The sequence below is a fragment of the Pseudarthrobacter ribosi genome (assembly GCF_055412865.1).
This window is the reverse complement of sequence record NZ_JBVAYZ010000019.1, coordinates 18,477-35,053: the sequence shown is the minus strand read 5'-3', so window position 1 is coordinate 35,053 and position 16,577 is coordinate 18,477. Positions and strand designations below refer to the sequence as shown.

At 67.3% G+C, this 16,577-nt stretch carries 17 protein-coding genes; 11 read left to right on the top strand and 6 right to left on the bottom strand.

What is annotated here, in order from left to right:
- Positions 1–303 precede the first annotated feature (303 nt).
- Positions 304–576 carry a hypothetical protein gene (locus ACZYZ5_RS16215; RefSeq protein ID WP_463903059.1) on the bottom strand — a complete coding sequence of 91 codons (273 nt, stop codon included), beginning with the start codon at positions 574–576 and terminating at the stop codon, positions 304–306.
- 151 nt (positions 577–727) lie between these two features.
- On the opposite strand from ACZYZ5_RS16215, the gene ACZYZ5_RS16210 reads away from it, so the two are divergent.
- The 5 genes from ACZYZ5_RS16210 to ACZYZ5_RS16190 all read left to right on the top strand — a co-directional run bounded on the left by ACZYZ5_RS16210 (position 728) and on the right by ACZYZ5_RS16190 (position 6,336).
- Positions 728–967, top strand: a complete 240-nt coding sequence (locus tag ACZYZ5_RS16210; protein ID WP_463903058.1) for a hypothetical protein — start codon at positions 728–730, stop codon at positions 965–967.
- 413 nt (positions 968–1,380) lie between these two features.
- Entirely contained in the window at positions 1,381–2,247 is an 867-nt protein-coding gene (gene efeU, locus ACZYZ5_RS16205) for an iron uptake transporter permease EfeU (RefSeq protein WP_463903057.1), read from the top strand.
- A 46-nt stretch (positions 2,248–2,293) separates the two neighbouring features.
- Positions 2,294–3,481, top strand: a complete 1,188-nt coding sequence (gene efeO, locus ACZYZ5_RS16200) for an iron uptake system protein EfeO (RefSeq protein WP_463903055.1) — start codon at positions 2,294–2,296, stop codon at positions 3,479–3,481.
- The gene (gene efeB, locus ACZYZ5_RS16195; RefSeq protein ID WP_463903054.1) at positions 3,478–4,758 is read left to right on the top strand and encodes an iron uptake transporter deferrochelatase/peroxidase subunit; all 1,281 of its coding nucleotides are present in this window, start codon (positions 3,478–3,480) and stop codon (positions 4,756–4,758) included. The genes efeO and efeB overlap by 4 nt, the downstream gene beginning before the upstream one ends.
- A 222-nt stretch (positions 4,759–4,980) precedes the next feature.
- Positions 4,981–6,336, top strand: a complete 1,356-nt coding sequence (locus tag ACZYZ5_RS16190) for a phosphoribosyltransferase family protein (RefSeq protein WP_463903052.1) — start codon at positions 4,981–4,983, stop codon at positions 6,334–6,336.
- 108 nt (positions 6,337–6,444) lie between these two features.
- On the opposite strand, the gene ACZYZ5_RS16185 is transcribed toward ACZYZ5_RS16190, so the two are convergent.
- The 4 genes from ACZYZ5_RS16185 to ACZYZ5_RS16170 all read right to left on the bottom strand — a co-directional run bounded on the left by ACZYZ5_RS16185 (position 6,445) and on the right by ACZYZ5_RS16170 (position 9,032).
- Positions 6,445–7,176 (bottom strand): hypothetical protein, encoded by a 732-nt coding sequence (locus tag ACZYZ5_RS16185; protein ID WP_463903051.1) that lies wholly within the window; start codon positions 7,174–7,176, stop codon positions 6,445–6,447.
- A gap of 124 nt (positions 7,177–7,300) precedes the next feature.
- A complete protein-coding gene (locus ACZYZ5_RS16180; RefSeq protein ID WP_463903050.1) occupies positions 7,301–7,999 on the bottom strand; it encodes an SRPBCC family protein in 699 nt (232 codons plus the stop codon).
- Complete coding sequence (locus ACZYZ5_RS16175) at positions 7,996–8,904, bottom strand: hypothetical protein (protein WP_463903048.1); 909 nt, start codon at positions 8,902–8,904, stop codon at positions 7,996–7,998. Before ACZYZ5_RS16175 ends, ACZYZ5_RS16180 begins: the two co-directional genes overlap by 4 nt.
- Positions 8,901–9,032: a hypothetical protein gene (locus ACZYZ5_RS16170; RefSeq protein ID WP_463903046.1), complete on the bottom strand. Its 132-nt coding sequence runs from the start codon at positions 9,030–9,032 to the stop codon at positions 8,901–8,903. The genes ACZYZ5_RS16175 and ACZYZ5_RS16170 overlap by 4 nt, the downstream gene beginning before the upstream one ends.
- Positions 9,033–9,234: 202 nt before the next feature.
- On the opposite strand from ACZYZ5_RS16170, the gene ACZYZ5_RS16165 reads away from it, so the two are divergent.
- On the top strand, positions 9,235–10,107 hold the full coding sequence (locus tag ACZYZ5_RS16165) for an NAD-dependent epimerase/dehydratase family protein (protein WP_463903044.1): 873 nt from the start codon (positions 9,235–9,237) through the stop codon (positions 10,105–10,107).
- A gap of 11 nt (positions 10,108–10,118) precedes the next feature.
- Complete coding sequence (locus tag ACZYZ5_RS16160) at positions 10,119–11,150, top strand: aldo/keto reductase (protein ID WP_463903042.1); 1,032 nt, start codon at positions 10,119–10,121, stop codon at positions 11,148–11,150.
- 34 nt (positions 11,151–11,184) lie between these two features.
- Here ACZYZ5_RS16160 and ACZYZ5_RS16155 read toward each other — a convergent pair whose 3' ends face one another.
- Positions 11,185–11,985, bottom strand: a complete 801-nt coding sequence (locus ACZYZ5_RS16155) for a FadR/GntR family transcriptional regulator (protein ID WP_463903040.1) — start codon at positions 11,983–11,985, stop codon at positions 11,185–11,187.
- A 140-nt stretch (positions 11,986–12,125) separates the two neighbouring features.
- Between ACZYZ5_RS16155 and ACZYZ5_RS16150 the strand changes: the two genes are divergently transcribed.
- The 4 genes from ACZYZ5_RS16150 to dgoD all read left to right on the top strand — a co-directional run bounded on the left by ACZYZ5_RS16150 (position 12,126) and on the right by dgoD (position 16,574).
- Positions 12,126–13,421, top strand: coding sequence for an ABC transporter substrate-binding protein (locus ACZYZ5_RS16150; RefSeq protein WP_463903038.1), 1,296 nt, complete (start codon positions 12,126–12,128; stop codon positions 13,419–13,421).
- A gap of 111 nt (positions 13,422–13,532) precedes the next feature.
- Positions 13,533–14,501: a carbohydrate ABC transporter permease gene (locus ACZYZ5_RS16145; RefSeq protein WP_463903036.1), complete on the top strand. Its 969-nt coding sequence runs from the start codon at positions 13,533–13,535 to the stop codon at positions 14,499–14,501.
- Complete coding sequence (locus ACZYZ5_RS16140; RefSeq protein ID WP_463903034.1) at positions 14,498–15,418, top strand: carbohydrate ABC transporter permease; 921 nt, start codon at positions 14,498–14,500, stop codon at positions 15,416–15,418. Before ACZYZ5_RS16145 ends, ACZYZ5_RS16140 begins: the two co-directional genes overlap by 4 nt.
- Before the next feature lie 7 nt (positions 15,419–15,425).
- Complete coding sequence (dgoD, locus tag ACZYZ5_RS16135; RefSeq protein ID WP_056430100.1) at positions 15,426–16,574, top strand: galactonate dehydratase; 1,149 nt, start codon at positions 15,426–15,428, stop codon at positions 16,572–16,574.
- Positions 16,575–16,577 lie beyond the last annotated feature (3 nt).

Sequence of the window (16,577 nt, the reverse complement as noted above, 5' to 3'; positions counted from 1 at the left end):
GCGGCATCTTTCTCGTTTCGTTGGACCACGCACGACTTTGTCTCGATGGCGTAGGCGTTCGCCGTTACGAGGCGGTCGGTCTGCAGGACTCGGCGAACTGAGTCTCAAGAACCGTGTCCGCAATCTACGCAAAGAAGCAGCTGGCGGCACTTTGCCCGATCGGGCATACCGTCACCACGTGACTCGTTGCGTTACCGGTCTGCCACCCGATCAAGTGTGTCGCAACAGCCGGCGCAAACTGCTCCAGCTCAAAGGTAAAAGTCATGCCCAGCTGCTCGTAGTTGCTGCAGGTAGTTGGTGGTTTCAGGCGCAGCGCTTTTTCCACGTCTTACTGTTGTGGCGGGCTAGGTCCAGGAACTTGGTCAGCGCCTCTTCCTCGTCCGGATATTCTTCGTCAGAGATCGTGCCTGCCTTCTCGTCGGCGTAGTAGACGCACCACCCGGATTCCACTTCCTGAATACCGGCTTCAAACTCATCCTGGTATCGATCCTCAAACCAGTTGTAGTGGGTCAGGTCCTCTGCATCGAGAAGGGCGCGGACGCCTTCTTTGCTTGGCTGGTGGTGAAGGTCCGCCATCTGGTCTGGTTGCGGGGCGCTGTCCGTGAGATCAACCGCTGGCGCCGGCTTGGCCTGAAGAGCGCAACGACGGTGGGGCCGAGCTGTCCGCCGGAGAGGAACGCGACCACCTCACCGCCGGTTTCGGCACACAGACGAAGTGTTGTTCCCGATGAGCATCCGCCACGCGGAGGCCACGGCCCAGGCGTGCCGAGAGCGTGGATTGCTGGCGCACGAGCTCGAACGGGAGCTCAGCAAGGGACCGAAATGGTGGGAGGTCCTGCGCGGTGAGGCGAAGGCCGGCAATGCCGAGCCTAAGTCGGCCTCCAGCGTGGCCGAAGACCTCCACGCAGTGGCCATGGAAGTGGCCCGGCGCATCGCCGTCGCAGAATCCCCGGAGGTCAACGCGTGAGCGCCGAACCGACACCCAGCCGCCCCGCACTTGGATTGCCCCCAAAGGCGGGCTCGCGCAGCACACGCACGACATGGGAATCTGTCATTCAGTCGGCAAAGGCCCGGTCCGGATCGAATTCCGGACCAGGCCTTTGGATTTCTTGGCAGTACCAACGCACTGATGTCCACATTGCTCAACGGCTTGTCACTCTAGAGGCGGTGCCCCGGCGGGACGCGGTTCATGGCTTCAGTTGCGGCAGGCACGGGTGCCCGAGTGTGTCATGGCCCCGGGTAGCCCTAAGCGCATCGGTGCCAGGGGTCGTCTCGTCATATTGTCCTAATTAGGGCACAAATACTTCACTTAATTGTCGGGTTGGGCTAACCTTCCTAAGGTTATCCTTACTTGGCTATCCGTGACCCGAGAGCACCAAAATGACCGCCAATTTCCTGATCGGCCTCCGCGAGGGCCTGGAAGCCTCGCTGATCGTCGTCCTCCTGCTGGCCTACCTCAACCGAACAGGGCGCCAGTATCTCGCACCGCGGATCTGGGCCGGGGTCGGCGCGGCGATCGCAGTCTCGATCGGGTTCGGGGCCCTCCTGACATTCGGACCCCGCGGGCTCACGTTTGAGGCCCAGGAAGCGATTGGCGGCGGCCTATCCATTGCCGCCGTCGCGGTGGTGACCTGGATGGTCTTCTGGATGGCCCGCACGGCGCGCAGCCTCGGCCAGGACCTTAAGGGCCGGATCGACAGGGTGGCGGACGGTGCGGCATGGGGTCTCGTCGCCGTGGCGGCCCTGGCAGTGGGGAGGGAGGGCCTGGAAACGGCGCTCTTCCTCTGGGCCGCCGCGCGCGCCACCGGGGAAAGCACGGCCCCGCTGCTCGGTGCGTTCCTCGGGCTGGCCGTGGCCGCCGGGCTCGGGTATCTCCTCCACCGGGGAATCCTGCACGTGAACCTGTCCCGGTTCTTCACCTGGACGGGTGCCGCCCTCATTGTCGTGGCGGGAGGAGTCCTCGCCTACGGCATCCACGACCTCCAGGAAGCCGGCATTCTTCCGGGGCTGCACTCCCTCGCCTTCGACGCCTCAGCCGCCGTCCCGCCGTCGTCCTGGTACGGCACCTTACTGAAGGGGACGCTGAACTTCTCCCCGGCCACAACCTGGCTGGAAGCCGGCGCCTGGGTCCTCTACGTCGTGCCAACGATGTCGGTGTACCTCCTGTCGTACCGGCGCGGTCAGCGCCGGGCCGCCAGGGAGGCCGCCGCAGCGTCGGGCACACCCGCCCCGTCCGCCAAGGCCTGACACTTTTCACTGCCGTACTATCCGGCCCGAACCCGCAAGGACCACCATGAAACCCTCCCACTCCTCCTCTCGCAGGTTTTCCTACAAGCTTGGTGCCGTGGCCGCGGTGGCTCTGCTTCCGCTGACGCTCTCGGCCTGCACTGACAACGCCCCTCCAACCACCTCCGAAACCGGGGGACCGATCGCCGTCGCCAGCACGAACAGCGAATGCAAGGTCTCGGCGGCGGAAGCGTCCAGCGGAAACCTCACTTTTTCCGTCAAGAACGACGGCGACCAGGTCACCGAGTTCTACCTTTTGGCCGAAGACGGGCTGAGGATCGTGGGTGAAGTCGAGAACATCGGCCCGGGCATCACCCGCAACCTGGTGGTGACGGCCCCCACCGGAAAGTACTTCACCGCGTGCAAGCCGGGCATGGTGGGGGAGGGCATCCGGGCCGGGTTCACCGTCACGGAATCCGGAACGACAGCAGCTGTTGACGCGGACCAGCAGAAGCTCGTGGACACGGCCACCGCGCAATACACGGCCTACGTCAAGGATCAAACCGAACAGCTCCTCGCAGGTACAAAGACCTTCGCCGAGGCCTTCGCAGCCGGGGACGCCGAAAAGGCCCGCAGCCTGTATGCCGCCACGCGGATGCACTGGGAACGGATTGAACCGGTGGCGGAATCCTTCGGCGACCTTGACCCGAAGCTGGACCTCCGCGAGGCGGATCTGCAGCCGGATGAGGCTTGGACCGGCTGGCACCGCGCCGAAAAGGACCTCTTCCCCCCGGAGGGCTACACGCCCCTGACGGCAGCCGAGCGCGCCGAGCTCTCCGGCCAGCTGGTCGCGGACACCGAAGAGCTCTACCAGCGCACCCGGACCGTGACCCTGACCGCGGACAAGCTCGGCAACGGCGCCAAGGAACTGCTCGATGAAGTGGCCACCGGAAAAGTGACAGGTGAGGAAGAAGCCTGGTCCCACACCGATCTCTGGGACTTTCAGGCCAACGTGGACGGCGCGCGAATCGCCTTCGAGAGCCTTCGCCCGATCCTGGACCAAAAGGACCCGGCGCTTGCCGCGGAGCTTGACACGAGGTTCGAAGCGTTGCAGGCGGAGCTGACGAGATACGTCAAGGGAGACGCGTTCATCTACTACGACGAGCTCACCCCGCAGCAGGTCCAAGACCTGGCCATGCTGGTGGATGCCCTGGGTGAACCGCTGTCCAAGCTGACGGCAGCCGTGGTGCTATGAGCTCCACGGTTTCCCGTCGGCGGCTGCTTTCGCTGGCAGGGGCCGGGGGTGTAGGTGCGGCCGCCGGCCTGACAGCGGGGCTCCTCGGTCACGATGCGATCGTCGCCGCGTCCGACCAGAACCAGCCGGGCCCTGAAACGGTGCCGTTTTACGGTGAGCGCCAGGCCGGCATCACCACACCGGCCCAGGACAGGCTCCACATGGCCGCTTTCGACGTGACCACCGAAAACCGGGAGGAGCTCATCCGCCTCCTCAAGGACTGGACCGAGGCAGCCGCAGCGATGACGGCGGGGCGTGAGGCCGGCGCCACCGGAGCCGTAAACGGGCCTTATGACGCACCCCCGGAAGACACCGGTGAGGCTCTCGGACTGAGTGCGGGACGCCTGACACTGACCTTCGGTTTCGGTCCGAGCCTCTTCGAAAAGAACGGCGCAGCCAGGTTCGGGCTCGAAGGCCGGAGGCCTGTCGCCCTAATCGACCTGCCGCACTTCCCGGGAGACCAGCTGCAGGAGCGGCGGACCGGCGGGGATCTCGTGGTGCAGGCGTGTTCGGACGACCCGCAGGTGGCCGTGCACGCCATCCGCAACCTCTCGCGGATTGCCTTCGGCCGGGCGCACATCCGCTGGTCCCAGCTCGGGTTCGGACGCACGTCCTCCACCTCCCGGGCGCAACAGACCCCCCGGAATCTCTTCGGCTTCAAAGACGGCACCCGCAACGTCAAGGCCGAAGACACGACCCTGCTGGACGACCATGTCTGGGTTGCGGCCGGCGCCTCACCCGCAGAAACCTGGATGGAGGGCGGAAGTTACCTCGTGGCACGGCGTATCCGCATGCACATCGAAATCTGGGACCGGACCTCGCTGCGGGAGCAGGAAGCCCTGATCGGCAGAACCAAATCCGAAGGCGCTCCGCTCTCAGGCGGCACCGAATTCACCGACCCCGACTTCGAAGCCAGCGGACTTGCCAGCGAACCGCTCATCGCCGCCGACGCCCACGTCCGGATCGCACACCCCTCGCACAACAACGGCGTTCACATGCTCCGGCGCGGCTACAACTTCACGGACGGCTCGGACGGCCTTGGGCACCTCGACGCGGGCCTCTTCTTCATTGCCTTCGTCAAAGATCCGCGGACGCACTACGTTCCCATGCAGACGGCCATGGCCCGGCAAGACACCCTGTCCGTGGAATATCTCGAGCACACCGGATCGGGCCTGTTCGCCGTCCCCCCCGGGGTGAAGCCCGGAGGATACATCGGCGAAGGGCTGTTCACAGCCTGAACGGACTCCTGCATCCTCCGCCATGGTGCCGCTTCCTTGGCGGGCGCCCCATCCGGCCCCCGACCGGGATGGGGCGCCGGCGAATCCGGGCACAAAGGCCCTCACATCCCAGGGCCTCCTGACAGATAGTGGGAGGGAGCGGCCAACTGGTCAATTTCCCAGCCTGCGGAGCGCACGCCTGGATGATGCCATGGCCGAGATCCCGATTGGAAAGCCATACCGATGACCATTTTCGAAGACAGGGTCGACGCCGGCCGGCAGCTGGGAAGGCGGCTCGCGGAGTTGCGGGGCCAGGACATCGTGGTCCTGGGCCTGCCCCGCGGCGGCGTCCCTGTGGCCTTCGAAGTCGCCGCCGCCCTGGACGCGCCGCTGGACGTGATCGTGGTGCGAAAGCTTGGCCTTCCGTACCAGCCGGAGCTTGCCATGGGAGCGATCGGGGAGGGCGGCGCCCGCGTGCTGGAATCACATGTCCTGGCCCATGCCCGGGTCAGTGACGCCGAGCTGCAGGCCGTCGAAGACCATGAACGCGCCGTACTGGAGAACCGGGTGATCCGGTTCAGGAAGGGCCGGACCCGGCAGGACCTGACCGGGCGCATCGCCGTCATTGTCGACGACGGGATCGCCACCGGATCCACCGCCCGGGTCGCCTGCCGGACCGCCCGGAAGCTCGGTGCCGCGAGGGTCATCCTGGCCGTTCCGGTCGCCCCCGCCGACACCCTCAGGAGCCTCACCGAGCCCGACGAGGTGGTCTGCCTCGCCACGCCGCACCCGTTCTCCGCGGTCGGCTACCACTACCGCGATTTCTCGCCCACCGAAGACGACGAGGTGGTCCAGCTGCTCGACGCCGCGGCCAAGCGCCTGCAGAACTCGCAGCCGGCGTCCCGGTCGCCTGCCACGGCCGCACAGGTCGCTGCGGAGCTCGATAATGAAGTTGAGATCCCGTCGCGCGGAGTCCGGCTCCAGGGCCAGCTGCACCTGCCGGTCCCGGCCCGCGGCGTGGTGTTGTTCGCGCACGGCAGTGGCAGCGGCCGGCACAGCCCGCGGAACCGGTATGTGGCCGGAGTGCTCCAGCAGGCCGGGCTAGGCACCCTGCTGCTGGACCTGCTGACCCCGGCGGAGGAGCGAAACCGGGCCAACGTCTTCGACATCGAACTGCTGGCCCGCCGGCTGTCCGCTGCCACGGACTGGCTCGCCATCCGGCAGGACACGGCCGACTGCTCGATCGGCTATTTCGGGGCCAGTACCGGTGCCGGCGCCGCGCTCTGGGCCGCCTCCGAGCCAACCGCCAGGATCGACGCCGTCGTCTCCCGCGGCGGCCGCCCCGACCTGGCCGGCCCCAGGCTGTCCGCCGTCCGGGCGCCCACGCTCCTCATCGTGGGCAGCTACGACCACGATGTGCTGGAACTCAACCGCAAGGCGAAGTCCATGATGCGCTGCCCCAACCAGTTGGCCGTGGTCCAGGGCGCCACGCATCTCTTCGAGGAACCGGGTACGCTGGCCGCGGCCGCCATCCTCGCCAGGGACTGGTTTGTCGACTACCTCCTGCCGGCCAGGACCGCTCCGGGTGCAACAGCATGAGCCACACCTACACGGCGTCGTCCCGCTGAGTTGGGTGGACGCCGTCGATAAGGCGCGTGCGGCGGCCGGACTGGCCGGGGGCAACTGATCCGTCAGGTCCGTGATCCCTCAGGCCCGGTGCACATTGTGGTGGCCGCCGGTGCGGTGGCGGTAGGCGTAGACCAGCAGCGCCACGCCGGCGAGCACCAGGAGCACCGGGACGAAGTACTCGCCCGCGGTGAGCCAGACCGAGGCCTGCACAGCGAAGATCAGCCCCAGCATGGCCAGGACCGCGGCCGGAATCAGGGGCCACTTCATCCTGGCCGGTTCCGAATCCCCAGGCTGGCCGGCGACGGCGGCCGGCTGGCCGGGGCGGTGTTCGGGCAGGACGGGAACCAGTGAAAGCACCGCGAACGTGGCAGCCAGGCCCAGGAACAGCACGGCGGCAACCGGCATACCTTCCCAGGCCGGAGGGAGGGCAACCACGAGGGCCAGCGTCAGCATCACCCCGCAGGGGATTAAGGCCCACCAGTTGGAGCGTTCGCGCACAAACACCGCACCGAAGCCTGCACCCATGAACAGGAACAGGAAGGCGCCGGCCCAATACGCCGCCGGCCCAGGCCAGACCTGGGTGATCAGAATGACCGCCGCCAGGCCCAGGAACACCGAGCCGGGGATGGCGGCCCACCAGTTGTCGCGGCTGCGGACGAACAGAACCACGAAAGCGGTCCCGACCGCAGCAAAAATCAGCGGCCACACGATGGCCGAGCTGTCCAGGATCCCGAGCAGATCCAGCAGCAGCAGGACACCGGCCGCCACCAAGACGATGCCGGCGATGATGGTGGTATTTGCCGATTTCACCGTTTGCCTCCCGGAACTCGGCGGCGGCCGCACACCGCCACTGGACTCTCAGGCTATTCCTGCGCGGGCAGCCGGCGTAGGGCACAAGGTCATGGAGGCCGTCGGTCGACCAGCCAGCGCCCAGCTACCGGCCAAGGCCCTCCGCCCGGGACTTGATGCTCAGGAGCATGCGCCGTTCCATGATGAACTGCAGGGGTTCCAGCACCGGCCGAAGGATCAGCCCCACGGGCAGCGGGGAATAGTCGTAGCGTGTCCGGGAGAGCAGTCGCGTGCTGCGCCCGTTGACAGGCTTCAGCACAAAGGTCCAGCCAAGCTCCACCCGCGGCCCCGCGGGAGCACCGCCGGACGGCCTGATCTGCCCGGTGCGCGGATCCATCGTGCCGCCGAGACCCAGCACCGACCCGGTCTCCACGCGCCGGACCGGAATTCCCAGATCCGGGCCCTTCCCGGACACTAGCGGGATGACATCGCCGACGTCGAGCTGCTGGTATTCGGGAAGGATCCGGTCGGCGCTGTGCATGCCGAGGCCCGCGGCGTTCTCCAGCAGGTCGTAGCTGTACATGCCGCCGCGTCCGGCCCCCAGCTGGACCAGCCAGGGCCAGACGCTCGCGGCCGGCGCGTTGATCGTGACGGCCCGTGTGCTCTGCATCCGGGGAGTCCGCACGAACTCATCGCCCGGGAGCGGGGCGGCGGTCTCCTGGGCGGTCGCACCCCAGTGCAGGATCCGGGGACGGACGGCGAGGACGTAGCCGGCGGCAACCGCTGCCGCTGCCAGGGCAGCCAACGGTCCGCGGAGCCGGAGGGAGGCAGGGGGCCGGGTCATCGGAATCGGCTTCCTTCGCCCGCGCCCGTGCCCGCGCCCATGCCCGGGCCGGGAACGGCGTCGGCATCCGCTGCTTGGGGTCGGGGAGTCCGGGTGCGGCGCGCCGCGCCGCCGCCGGGATTCAGGTCCAGCTTCCAGATGTGCAGCCCGCCCAGCACCAGGAACAAGGCCGAGAGCAGTACGGAGGACCACAGGGACAACGCGGACACGGGGATGTGGAAAAGCGGCTTGAACAATTCCCCCAGGGTCAGGGAAAAGATCAGCGTGAAGCCGAGCAGATACAGCGCGGGCAGGAACACCAGCCCGGGCCAGCGGCCCCGGAACGTCAGGACGGCGAGGATGAGGAACGCCGGCATGATGAAGCACAGGTCCAGGACGAAGACGGAGTAGAGGGAATCGATCTGATCGCCGGTCCGCATCAGCGGCAGCAGCATGGCGATCCACAGCGGATAGAAGATGAGCGGCTGCAGGAGCGCGCCCGAGGCGGACAGCACCCGGATTCCTTTGGGAAGCCGCGCCCGCCGCGGCCCGTCCGCCCGGAGCTCCAAAGCCGTGTAGACCATTCCCCAGAAGGACAGGGCAAAGACGGCCAGGTAGACGAGGTAAAAGCCGTTGTAGGTCCGCTCGATGGAGTAGATGCCGTAGGCGTAAAACAGGTAGCCCAGGATTCCCAGCGCCACGAGCTGCACCTTGGGAGACCCCCGCCGGTCGGCGAGGGCCAGGACCGGCAGGGCGACGCCGGCGACGGCGGACATCAGGTCCTGGGACACCGCGCCGGGCAGGAGTTCCGCTGCCACGACGCCCCGGTAGATCTCCGGGAACAGCAGCCCCGCCACGGCGGCGGGGATGGTCAGCACACCGGTGAGCGTCCAGAGAGCCCGCACCGGCCACCGGCCGCGGTTCATTCCCCCGCCTGGCGTTTTTCTTCCAGCGGAGCGTCCAGTCTGCCCGCCACGCGGCCGGCGAGGTGGAGCGCCTTCGTCGGGAAGACGGAACCGTCCACGCCCACGACTAACCGCTGATCAGCGTTCATGGCCCCAGCCTGACCGGTCCGCCCGGCCGAGCCTAGGGCCGAAAGTCACGCGCGGAGCCGCCCGCAGCTGGACTCGCCGCCGAAGGGGAGCCCTGTCCCGGGGCTCCGGTTTCGAGGGCGGGCCGGCCCGGGGGTGTGCACCGTCACCGGCCCCCTCTAGGGTGGAACACACCCCACACACCCCACGATGCGAGGAGTACTGATGAGAGTTGCTGTTACCGGAGGAAGCGGAAAGCTGGGCCGGAGCGTCGTCCGGCGGCTGGGCGAGGATGGGCACGAGGTCACCAACCTGGACCGCACCGGCACGCGCGGGCTCGGTTTTACCGAAGTGGATCTGCGCGACTACGGCCAAGTGGTGGACGTGCTCCTGGGCCTGGAGGACCGGCACGCGGGGTTCGACGCGGTGGTGCACCTGGCCGCGATTCCTGCCCCCGGCCATGCCCCGGATGCTGCAACCTTCGAGAACAACATGCAGGCCACCTACAACGTATTCCAGGCGGCCCGCCGCGCCGGGATTAAGAAAATCGTCTACGCATCCAGCGAGACGGTGCTGGGACTGCCGTTCGACGTCGACCCGCCCTATATCCCGGTGGACGAGGAATACCCGGCCCGGCCGGAAAGCACGTACTCCCTGGTGAAGCACCTCGAGGAACAGATGGCCATCCAGCTCACCCGATGGGATCCGGAACTGAGCATCACCGGCCTGCGCTTCTCCAACGTGATGGACCCGGAAGACTATGAGCAGTTCCCCGGCTTCGACGCCGACGCCAGGCTGCGCAAATGGAACCTCTGGGGGTACATCGACGGCCGGGACGGCGCGCAGGCCGTGGCCCGCGCCCTCGAGCACGGCACCCCGGGGTTCGAGGCGTTCATCATCGCCAACGCGGACACGGTGATGAGCCGCTCCAGCGCCAGCCTCGCCGCGGAGGTGTTCCCCAACGCGCCTGTAGTCAAGGAGCTCGGCGAGCACGAAACCCTGCTCTCGATCGACAAGGCCAAACGGCTGCTGGGCTACGCGCCTGAGCACAGCTGGCGAAACTACCACCCGCTGCGCACCACTCCCACCGAAGACTGAAGAGGAGTCCCATGCAATACCGCACCCTGGGCACCAGCGGCGCCGTCGTCTCCAGCTACGCGCTGGGCACCATGACCTTCGGCGCCGAAGCCACCGAGGACCAATCCCACGCGATCCTCGATGACTACCTCGCGGCAGGCGGCAACTTCATCGACACCGCCGATGTCTACGCGGCGGGAGTCTCGGAGGAGATCATCGGCCGCTGGCTCGCCGCGCGTCCGGAGGCCCGGGACCGCGTGGTGCTCGCCACCAAGGGCCGCTTCCCGACCGGCAAGGCCCCGAACGACGTCGGCACCTCCCGCCGGCACCTGAACCGCGCGCTCGACGACTCGCTGCGCCGCCTCGGCGTGGAGCAGATCGACCTGTACCAGCTGCATGCCTGGGATCCGGTCACGCCGCTGGAGGAATCCCTGCGGTTCCTGCACGACGCCGTCTGCAGTGGCAAGATCGCCTACTACGGCTTCTCGAATTTCCTGGGCTGGCAGCTGACGAAGGCCGTCCACGTGGCCCGCGCCCACGGCTGGAGCGGACCTGTGACGCTGCAGCCGCAGTACAGCCTGCTGGTCCGCGAGATCGAGTCCGAGATCGTTCCGGCCTCGCTCGACGCCGGGATCGGGCTGCTGCCCTGGTCGCCGCTGGGCGGTGGCTGGCTCTCCGGCAAATACAAGCGGGACCAGCGGCCAGACGGCGCCACCCGGCTGGGCGAAAACCCAGAGCGCGGCATGGAGGCGTGGCAGGCCAGGAACGCGGACCCGCGCACCTGGGAGATCGTGGAGGCGGTGCATGACATCGCCGGGCGGCACGAGGCAAGCGCCGCCCAGGTGTCCCTGGCCTGGCTGGCGGAACAGCCGGCCGTGACCTCGGTGATCCTGGGGGTCCGCAGCACGGAACAGCTCGCCGACAATCTCGCCGCCGCGGACCTCCTACTGACCGAGGGGGAGCTGATGCGGCTGAGCGAAGTAAGCCGGCCGCGCGTCGGGGCCTACCCGTACGGGCCGATGGCCCAGGAACAGCGGAGCCGGAAGCTCACCGGCGGCCGCTAGCCAATCCACCCCAATCCTCACAGTCACTCCGCGCCTATCCCACCGCCGGGGATGGGCGCGGAGGATCCCCGCGTTGAGTCCCGGGGGCGGACGCGGGTGCGGGGGCGGGGGGCTGCTGGTGGCGGGACCAGATGTCGCCCATCTCCTCCGTGGACTGCTCCACGATCCGGCTCATCGCGGCGCGTGCCGCGTTCGCCTCGCCGCGCTGGATGGCGCTGGCCACATCCACGTGCAGCTGAAGTGCCTCGTGGTCCGGCAGGTGCGGCATCAGGCCGTGCTCGGTGCGCCCGGTCAACACCTCGGTGACGAGGTTGTGCAGCTGGGCAAACATGGGATTCCCGGAGGCCTTGAGCACCGCGGCATGGAATTGGATGTCCAGCCGGAGGAATTCGTCGCGCTCCCCGCGCTGGCCCGCCGCCCAGAGCCGCGCGGCCTGGGAGACGAGATCGCTGCCGGCATCCCAGGAGGCGCGCTCGGCGGCGAGACGGGCTGCCTGTGGTTCGATCGCGCCGCGGAGTTCGTTGAGCGCCTGCAGCTGCTCAAGCCGTCTGGAGGAGGCAAGCCGCCAGCGGATCACCTGCGGGTCGTAGGCGTTCCAGGACTCCTCCCGCTGCACTACCGTCCCCAGCCGGCGTCGTGATTCCAGCATGCCCTTGGAGGAGAGCACCCGGGTGGCCTCCCGGACCACCGAGCGGGATACCCCGTGCTGCGCCTCGAGTTCGTCCAGGCGGAGGATTGTGTGCGGCGCCAGCGTCCCCTCGGCAATGGCGAGTCCCAGGTTGTGGACCAGCACGGAATGCAGGTCGGCTGCGGACTCCGCCTTTGGGGTTTTCATAAATAAATCATACGGGTGTGGCACAAGGGGTTGTTTAAGTCTGCTTTATTTACCTATGATCGCTTCCAGAGCAGATGTAAAGATGCATTTGCGGCTGGCTGGACAGTGCGCCCAGCCCCTCAAAGAACAAGGGAGTCGTAATGAAGCGACGTTCGATCATGCAGTACGCGGCTGTCGCCGCGGTCCTGTCGCTGGGCCTCACCGCCTGCGGCGGCGCCAGCGGCAGCAGCGACGCCAAAGCCGCCGGCACGGTCCGGGTCACCCTCGCGAACCACGTCTGGACCGAAGGCATCAAGGCCGCCATTCCGGAATTCGAGAAGTCCAGCGGCCTCAAGGTCGAACTGACCCAACTCGGCGAGGACCAGCTCTCGGACCAGTACAACGTCAAGCTCAACGCCGGCAGCGACGAGATCGACGTCATGATGTACCGCCCGCTGCAGGAAGGCAAATCGTTCGCCAAGAACGGCTACCTCGCCGACCTGACGTCCAAGGTGTCTTCGGACTCCGGCTGGGACTGGAAGGACTACCAGGACGGCCCGGTCAAGGCCACCACGGCCGACGGCAAAGTGGTCGGCGTCCCGATCATCACCGAACGTGAAGTGCTCTACTACCGCAAGGACCTGCTGAAGGCCGCCGGCCTCGAAGTTCCCAAGACGATGGAAGAGCTCGAAGCGGCAGCCAAGGCCATCAAGGCTTCCTCCCCGGACACCGCAGGCTTCGTGGCCCGCACCGGCAAGTCCGCCGCCGTCACCCAGTTCTCCAGCTTCCTGTACAGCTTCGGCGGCGACTTCACGGATGCCGACGGCAAGTCCGCCGTCAACTCCGACGCGGCCAAGGAGGCTTACGCCTACTACGGCGGCCTGATCCGGAACTACGGCCCGGCCAACGTCAGCACCGACATGAGCTGGCCCGAGGCGATGGCAATCTTCACCCAGGGCAAGGCCGCCTTCTACACCGAGGCCGACTCGCTCTACAAGAACGCCACCGACCCGGCCAAGTCCAAGGTCGCCGACACCGTCGGCTTCGCCGCACTGCCCGCCGGCCCGGCCGGCTCCAAGCCGTACAACATCCCGTCGTGGGGCCTGGCCGTCAACGAGGCCTCCGGCAACCAGGACAACGCCTGGAAGTTCATCCAGTGGGCCACCAGCAAGGAACGCACGCTGGAAGCCCAGAAGGCCGGCGTCCCCGGACCCCGCGCCTCCGTCTGGTCTGACCCTGCCGGCACGTCCACCTACCCGGCGGACCTGGCCGAGGCCATCGCCGCCAGTGCCAAGAACGGCGTCGGCCACGACCGTCCCGAGGTTGTCACGGTCGGCAAGGCCCGCGAAATCGTGGGTGCCCCGATCGTTGCGACCATCACCGGCGAGGACGCTTCCTCCGCCGCCGACACGGCCCACGAGGCCTTCCAGAAATTCCTGGACAGCGAAAAGAAGTAGCACGCCCGGCGCACCCTGCGCCTGAGTACTCAACCGCCCGGTGGGGCGTCGGCCCGTCCGTCGCCCCGCCCGGCAAGCTCTTCACTTCACCCCCGACTCCTTAGGTGAACCATGTCTGTACTGACCCCTCCCCGCAGCGCGCAGTCCGAGCCGCCGTCCGGCCGCAACGCCGGCCGCGCCCCGGGCGCCCGTGAGAACTTCTCCGCCTGGGCCAACCGGCACCGCAAGTGGCTGTTCGCCGCCCCCGCGATGATCTTCGTCGGCGTGCTGATCATCTTCCCGCTGGCCTGGACCCTGTACCTGAGCCTGACCGATTCGCAGGGCTCCGTCCGGGCCGCCTCCGAGTTCGTCGGCCTGGAAAACTACCTCACGGTCCTGTCCGACGGGGAACGCTTCTGGCCCGCCGTCGGACGCACGCTGTCCTTCACCGGCGTTGCCCTGGTCTGCGAGGTCGTGCTGGGCATGTGCATCGCGCTGCTGCTGTGGCGCCCGTTCCGCGGTGAAAAGTGGGTCCGCGTGGCCATCCTCCTGCCGCTCGTCGCCACCCCGGTGGCCGTAGGCATGATGTGGCGGCTGATCTTCGATCCGAACATCGGCTTCGTCAACCAACTGCTCGGCATGGTCGGCATTCCGCCGCAGCCGTGGCTCTCCGGCCAGGACACCGCGCTGGGCACCACGATCTTCATGGACGTGTGGCAGTGGACCCCGATGGTCGTGCTGATCCTGCTCGCCGGTTTGACCTCGCTGTCCGAGGAGCCCGACGAGGCGGCCCGGATGGACGGCGCCAACGCCTTCCAGCGCTTCTTCCTCATCACGCTGCCGCTCATGATGCCGACCGTGATCGTGGCCATCCTGCTCCGCGGCATCGATGCCCTCAAAACCTTCGACATCCTCTACGCCACCAAGGGCAAGGGCGGCGGGTCCTTCCACGAGGTGGAGACCCTCAACGTCTACGCCTACGGCCTGAGCTTCGACTACAACCAGTACGGGCTGTCCTCCGCGGTGCTGATCCTGTTCTTCATGATCATCATCGGCTCCATGTGGCTGCTGACCATGCGCAAGAAAGCGGTAAGCAAATGACCGGCCTGACAAAAGAAGCAGAAAACACCGAAAACACTGAAGACACCGAACCCCAGACCGCCGCGACCGGCCGGCCCGCGCCGGCCCCGCGCCGCCGCAAGCCCCTGGGCGTCCGCGCCTACAAAGCTTTCCGCATCGCCGCGCTGATCGCCGTCGTGGTCTTCCTGGTGGCCCCGCTGTTCTGGATGCTGCTGGCATCCTTCAAAACCAACGTGGACATCTACGACTCCGGCAAGTCGTTCTTCTTCACCCCCACGGGCGAGAACTACGCGAACGTGCTGCAGCGCAACAACTACTTCGTCTTCATCCTCAACAGCTTCTGGGTCGCCTTCGTCTCCACGGCGCTGTCCCTGGTCCTCGGCGTTCCGGCGGCCTACGCGATGAGCCGCTTCACCATGCACCGCTCGGCCCTCGTCGTGCTCATGGCGCGCGTCATTCCCGGTGTCTCGCTGCTGGTGCCCTGGTACTACGTCTTCTCCAACCTGAAGATGGTGGGCGGCTTCGAGGTGCTGATCCTCAGCCACATGTTCGTCTCGCTGCCGCTGATCGTCTACATCATGATGAGCTACTTCGACTCGCTGCCGCTGGAGCTGGAGGAATCCGCGCAGGTGGACGGGCTCACCCCGATCGGCGCCTTCCGCCGCATCACCCTGCCGCTCTCCGTGGCCGGCATGGCCACCGCGGGCATCCTGTCCTTCATCTTCTCGTGGAACAACTTCATGTTCGCCCTGGTCCTCTCCGGCTCCAAGACCAAGACCCTCCCGGTTGCGATCTTCGACTTCGTCTCCTACGCCAGCATCGACTGGGGCGGACTGATGGCGGCCGCCACCGTGGTTACCATCCCGATCATGATCATTGCGCTCTTCACGCAGAAGTACATCGTCTCCGGCATGACCGCCGGCGCGACCAAGGGCTAGGCAACAGATGACACTGATCAGCAGGATTGAAACGTTCCTCGTCGCGCCGCGCTGGCTCTTCGTCCGGATCGAGACCGACAGCGGGATCGTCGGCTGGGGCGAGGCCAGCTGCGAGGGCCGCAGCGAAACCGTCCGCACCGCGGTCGACCAGCTCTCCGAGCTGCTCATCGGCAACGATGCGCTGCGGATCGAGGACCACTGGCAGGTGATGACCAAGGGCTCCTTCTACCGCGGCGGTCCTATCCTGGCCAGCGCCGTGTCCGGGCTCGACCAGGCCCTCTGGGACATCGCCGGCAAGCACTTCAACACCCCCGTGCACCAGCTCCTGGGCGGCCACGTACGGGACCGGATCCGGATGTACGGCTGGGTGGGCGGTGACGAGCCCAACGAGGTCGCCGACCAGATCAGTGCGCAGCTCGAGGTCGGGCTCACCGCCGTCAAGATGAACGCCAGCGGCCGGATGAGCCCCATCGCCTCCGTGGCGGAGCTCGACGGCGTCGTCCGCCGCGTCGCCGCCGCCCGCGAGGTCCTCGGGGACCACCGCGACGTCGCGGTCGACTTCCACGGCCGCTTCAGCCTGGCCAACGCCCGGCGGGTGGCGCCGCTGCTGGAACCGTACCGGCCCTTCTTCCTGGAAGAACCCGTGGTCCCGGAAAACACCCACCTGCTGCGCGAATTCACTTCCTCCACCACGACGCCGGTCTCGACGGGTGAGCGGCTCTACAGCCGGCAGGAATTCCTGCCCGCGCTGCAGGCCGGCATCGCCGTGGCCCAGCCGGACCTCTCGCACGCCGGCGGCATCACCGAGGTCCGCAAGATCGCCTCGCTCGCCGAGATCTACGAGGTCCAGCTCGCCCCGCACTGCCCGCTGGGACCGCTGGCCCTGGCCGCCTGCCTGCAGGTCGGCTTCGCGACGCCGAACTTCCTGATCCAGGAGCAAAGCATCGGCATCCACTACAACCAGGGCGCCGAAGTCCTGGACTACGTGGTGGACAAGTCCCCGCTGAAGTTCGTGGACGGCCACATCGAACGCCTGACCGGCCCGGGTCTCGGCATCGAAATCGACGAGGCCGTGGTCCGCGCCGCGGACAAGCGCGGCCACGCCTGGCGCGGGCCCGTCTGGCGGCACCCCGACGGAGCCTTCGCAGAATGGTGAATG